The sequence below is a fragment of the Streptomyces sp. PA03-6a genome (assembly GCF_033792765.1).
Taxonomy (GTDB): domain Bacteria; phylum Actinomycetota; class Actinomycetes; order Streptomycetales; family Streptomycetaceae; genus Actinacidiphila.
This window is the reverse complement of record NZ_JARAVK010000456.1, coordinates 1-3885: the sequence shown is the minus strand read 5'-3', so window position 1 is coordinate 3885 and position 3885 is coordinate 1. Positions and strand designations below refer to the sequence as shown.

The following is a 3885-nucleotide window of genomic DNA, read 5'->3' as shown; positions in this document are numbered from 1 at the left end:
GCCACCCCCACCCCCACCGCCACAGACGACGAGACCGAGGTACGCAGGTGAGCACAGCGACCGATACCGGGCTGCTGGTCAGCCGCGAGATCATCACCGGCGAGGAGCTGGGCGAGGTCCCGCTCGCCGGACCCGGTGCCGTGGCCTCGGCCGCCCGCCGGGCGGCCGCCGCCGCGCCGGGCTGGGCGGCGCTGCCGGCCGCCGGCCGGGCCGAGGTGCTGGAGCGCGCCGCCGGGCTGCTCGTGGAACGCGCCCAGGAGGTCCAGGACCTGCTGGTCCGCGAGGGCGGGTCGATCCCCGGCAAGGCCTTCTACGAGGTCCACGCGGGCGCCGGGGAGTTGCGGCACGCCGCCGAACTGGTGCGGGAGCCCGAGGCCCCGCACGGCCCCGGCTCCGACCCCGGCAGGCAGACCGAGGTGCGGCGGGTGCCGCTGGGCGTCGTCGGGGTGATCGTCCCCTGGAACTTCCCGCTGCTGCTGGCCCTGCGCTCGGTCGCCCCGGCCCTCGCGCTGGGCAACACCGTGCTGCTGAAGCCCGATCCGCACACCCCGCTGTCCGGCGGCCGCTTCCTGGCCGAGGTCCTCGCCGACGCCGGGCTGCCGGGGGGCGTGCTGGAGGTGGTGCACGGCGGCGCCGACACCGGCCGGGCCCTGGTGCAGGCACCGGACGTGGCCATGGTGTCGTTCACCGGCTCCACCGAGGCCGGGCGGGAGATCGGCGCGACCTGCGGCCGCCTGCTGAAGCGGGTGGTCCTCGAACTCGGCGGGCAGAACGCGTTCGTCGTCCTGCCGGACACCGACCTCGAACAGGCCGCCTCCGCCGGTTCCTGGGGGTCCTTCCTGCACCAGGGCCAGATCTGCATGGCCGCCCGCCGGCACCTCGTCCAGCGCGAGGTGGCCGAGGAGTACACCGCCGCGCTCGCCCGGCACGCCGGGGCACTGCGGATCGGCGACCCGTACCGCGAGGACGCGCAGATCGGGCCGGTCATCGACCAGCGGCAGCTCACCTCGATCGCCGCCGCCGTGGAGAACGCCATCGCCCAGGGCGCCCGGCTGGTCACCGGCGGCCGGGCCCGCGGACCGTACTTCCCGCCGACCGTCCTGGCCGACGTCACCCCGCTGATGGACATCTTCAGGACCGAGGTCTTCGGCCCGGTGGCCACGGTCACCGCCTTCGCCGACGACGGCGAGGCGGTGGCCCTGGCCAACGCCTCCGACCACGGACTGACCGCCGCCGTCTACACCTCCGACGCCGAACGCGGCCGGGCGCTGGCCCGCAGGATCCGCTGCGGCGTCGTCCACGTCGGCGACCAGACCGTGGGCCACGACCCCCGGCTGCCCTTCGGTGGCGTCGGCGCGTCGGGCAACGCCTCCGGCTTCGGCGGCCGGGCCGCCCTGGAGGCCTTCACCCGCTGGCACACGCTCACCAGCAGCGTCCCGCCCCGCAGTTACCCGTTCTGAGCCCGTTCCCACCGTTGTGAGCCGAGCAGATCCGAGAGGAGCGCCCCGTGGCAGGCAAGGTCGAGACCGTACCCCAGGTGGCGGACCCGCCCGAGGGCACCGTCCTCTTCCTCATCGGGATGAGGATCAACAGCTTCTGGAAGGTGCACCGCTGGCTGCCGTCCTTCCTCGCCATGTTCCCGATGCTGATCGAGCTCAACAAGCAGAAGGACCACGGCTTCCTGGGCTCGCGCACCTGGCTCAACCGCACCGTGATCATGGTCCAGTACTGGCGCAGCATGGACGAGCTGATGGCGTACTCGCGCAACACCGAGGCCGCCCACCGTCCCGCCTGGGCCCGCTTCAACCGCACGGTCGGCAACGACGGCGCCGTCGGGATCTTCCACGAGGCCTACGTCGTGGACCCCGCCCGGACGCACACCGTCTACCGCAACATGCCGCCGTTCGGCATCGCCAGGGCCACCGCCGGCCGGCCGCAACGGCCGCTCGCGCAGGTCCCGGACCGCGGATAAGGGAGGAGGACACCGCCGTGACACAGCAGCAGGGCCCGGTACGGGCCGGCCAGGACGTCCAGTGGCGCAGGTGCGGGGCGTGCGGCGCCTTCATCTACGGCAAGCGGCTGGACCGCAACCGCAAGGTCTGCCCCGAGTGCCGGTTCCACTTCCGCATACCGCCGGACACCCGGATCGAGCAGCTCGCCGACCCGGGCAGCTTCCGCGCCTTCCCCGACGACCACCGGCCGCGCGACCTGCTCGGCTTCACCGACAGCAAGCCGTACCGGGACCGGCTGCGCGACGCCCAGGCCAGGACCGGACGCAACGACGCCGTGCTCGCCGGGCGCCTGACGATCGAGGGCCGCCCGCTGGTCGCCGCCGTGCTCGACTTCAGCTTCATGGGCGGCAGCATGGGCTCGGTGGTCGGCGAGGCCATCGCCGGCGCGGCCCGCCGGGCCCTCGCCGAGCGGCTGCCGCTGCTGCTGGTCGCCGCCTCCGGAGGGGCCCGCATGCAGGAGGGCGCGCTCTCCCTGATGCAGATGGCCAAGACCTCGCAATGGATCGCCGCCCTGCGCGAGGCGGCGCTGCCGGTGATCAACCTCAACACCGATCCGACCTTCGGCGGCGCCAGCGCCTCCTTCGCCATGCTCGGCGACGTCATCCTCGCCGAGCCGGGCAGCCTGATCGGCTTCGCCGGACCGCAGGTCATCCGCAACACCATCCGCGAGGAGCTGCCGCCGGGCTTCCAGAGCGCGGAGTTCCTGCTCGAGCACGGCATGATCGACGCGGTCGTGCCGCGCGAGAACCAGCGCGAGCACCTGGCCCGGCTGCTGACCCTGCTCGGTCCCTCGGTGCCCGAACTGCCGGACCCGGCGGGCGCCGAGCCGCTCACCACGCCCGTCCCGGCCGTGCGCAGCACACGCGACACGGTGGCGCTGGCCCGCACGATCCAGCGGCCCACCACGCGCGAGTACATCGGCTACGTCTTCGACGACTTCGTCGCCCTGCACGGCGACCGGGCCTTCGCCGACGACCGGGCGCTCGTCGGCGGCATCGCCCGGCTCGGCGGCCAGAGCGTGGTCGTCCTCGGCCACCAGAAGGGCCACGACACCGCCGAGCTGGTGAGCAGCAACTTCGGGATGCCCAACCCCGAGGGCTACCGCAAGGCGCTGCGGCTGATGCGGCTGGCGGACCGGTTCGGCCTGCCGATCGTCGCCTTCGTCGACACCCCCGGAGCCTTCCCCGGCATCGGCGCGGAGGAGCGGGGCCAGAGCCTGGCCATCGCCGAGTGCATCCTCGAACTCTCCCGGGTCCGCGTGCCCGTGGTCTCCGTCGTCACCGGCGAGGGCGGCAGCGGCGGGGCACTGGCCCTGGGCGTCGCCAACACGGTGCTGATGCTGCAGAACGCGTACTACTCGGTGATCAGTCCGGAGGGCTGCTCGACCATCCTGTTCGGCACCGCCGAGCAGGCCGGCCGGGCCGCGGACGCGCTCCGGCTCACGGCCTCGGACCTGCTGCGCCTCGGCGTGGTGGACGCCATCGTGCCCGAGCCGCCGGACGGCGCGCACACCGCGCCGTACCCCACCGCGCTCAATGTCAAGACCGCCCTGGTACGGGCCCTGGCCCCGCTGCTCGACCTGCCGGGGGACCGGCTCGTCGAGGTGCGCCGGGACAGGTTCGACCGCTTCGGGCACCCCGACCGTCAGCCGGTAGTGGACTGGGAGAAGCGTGATGAGCACGAGCACTGAGGAGACCACCGAGGCGGCCGGCGGGACGGCCGACGGCGCGATGACCGTGGAGGAGCTGCGGGCGCAGACCCGGCTGCTGGCCGGCGAACTGCCCGGCACCCTGCGGCGGATCACCCTGCGGGCCGGCGGGATCAGCGTGGACGTGGAGTGGGAGTCCGCCCCGGTCGCGGCCGCCCCCACGCA

Annotated in this window: 4 protein-coding genes; all 4 read left to right on the top strand. The window is 74.0% G+C overall.

Annotated features, from left to right (window positions below; all coding sequences use genetic code 11):
• The first annotated feature begins 47 nt into the window (after nt 1-47).
• Nucleotides 48-1460 carry an aldehyde dehydrogenase family protein gene (locus PV350_RS45320; protein ID WP_499513986.1) on the top strand — a complete coding sequence of 471 codons (1413 nt, stop codon included), beginning with the start codon at nt 48-50 and terminating at the stop codon, nt 1458-1460.
• A 47-nt stretch (nt 1461-1507) separates the two neighbouring features.
• Nucleotides 1508-1972 carry a DUF4188 domain-containing protein gene (locus PV350_RS45315; protein ID WP_499513987.1) on the top strand — a complete coding sequence of 155 codons (465 nt, stop codon included), beginning with the start codon at nt 1508-1510 and terminating at the stop codon, nt 1970-1972.
• Nucleotides 1973-1989: 17 nt separating this feature from the next.
• Nucleotides 1990-3702, top strand: coding sequence for an acetyl-CoA carboxylase carboxyltransferase subunit alpha (locus PV350_RS45310; RefSeq protein ID WP_499513988.1), 1713 nt, complete (start codon nt 1990-1992; stop codon nt 3700-3702).
• Nucleotides 3686-3885: hypothetical protein (locus PV350_RS45305; protein ID WP_500339157.1), on the top strand; the 200-nt coding region annotated here is incomplete at its 3' end. The genes PV350_RS45310 and PV350_RS45305, both read left to right, overlap by 17 nt.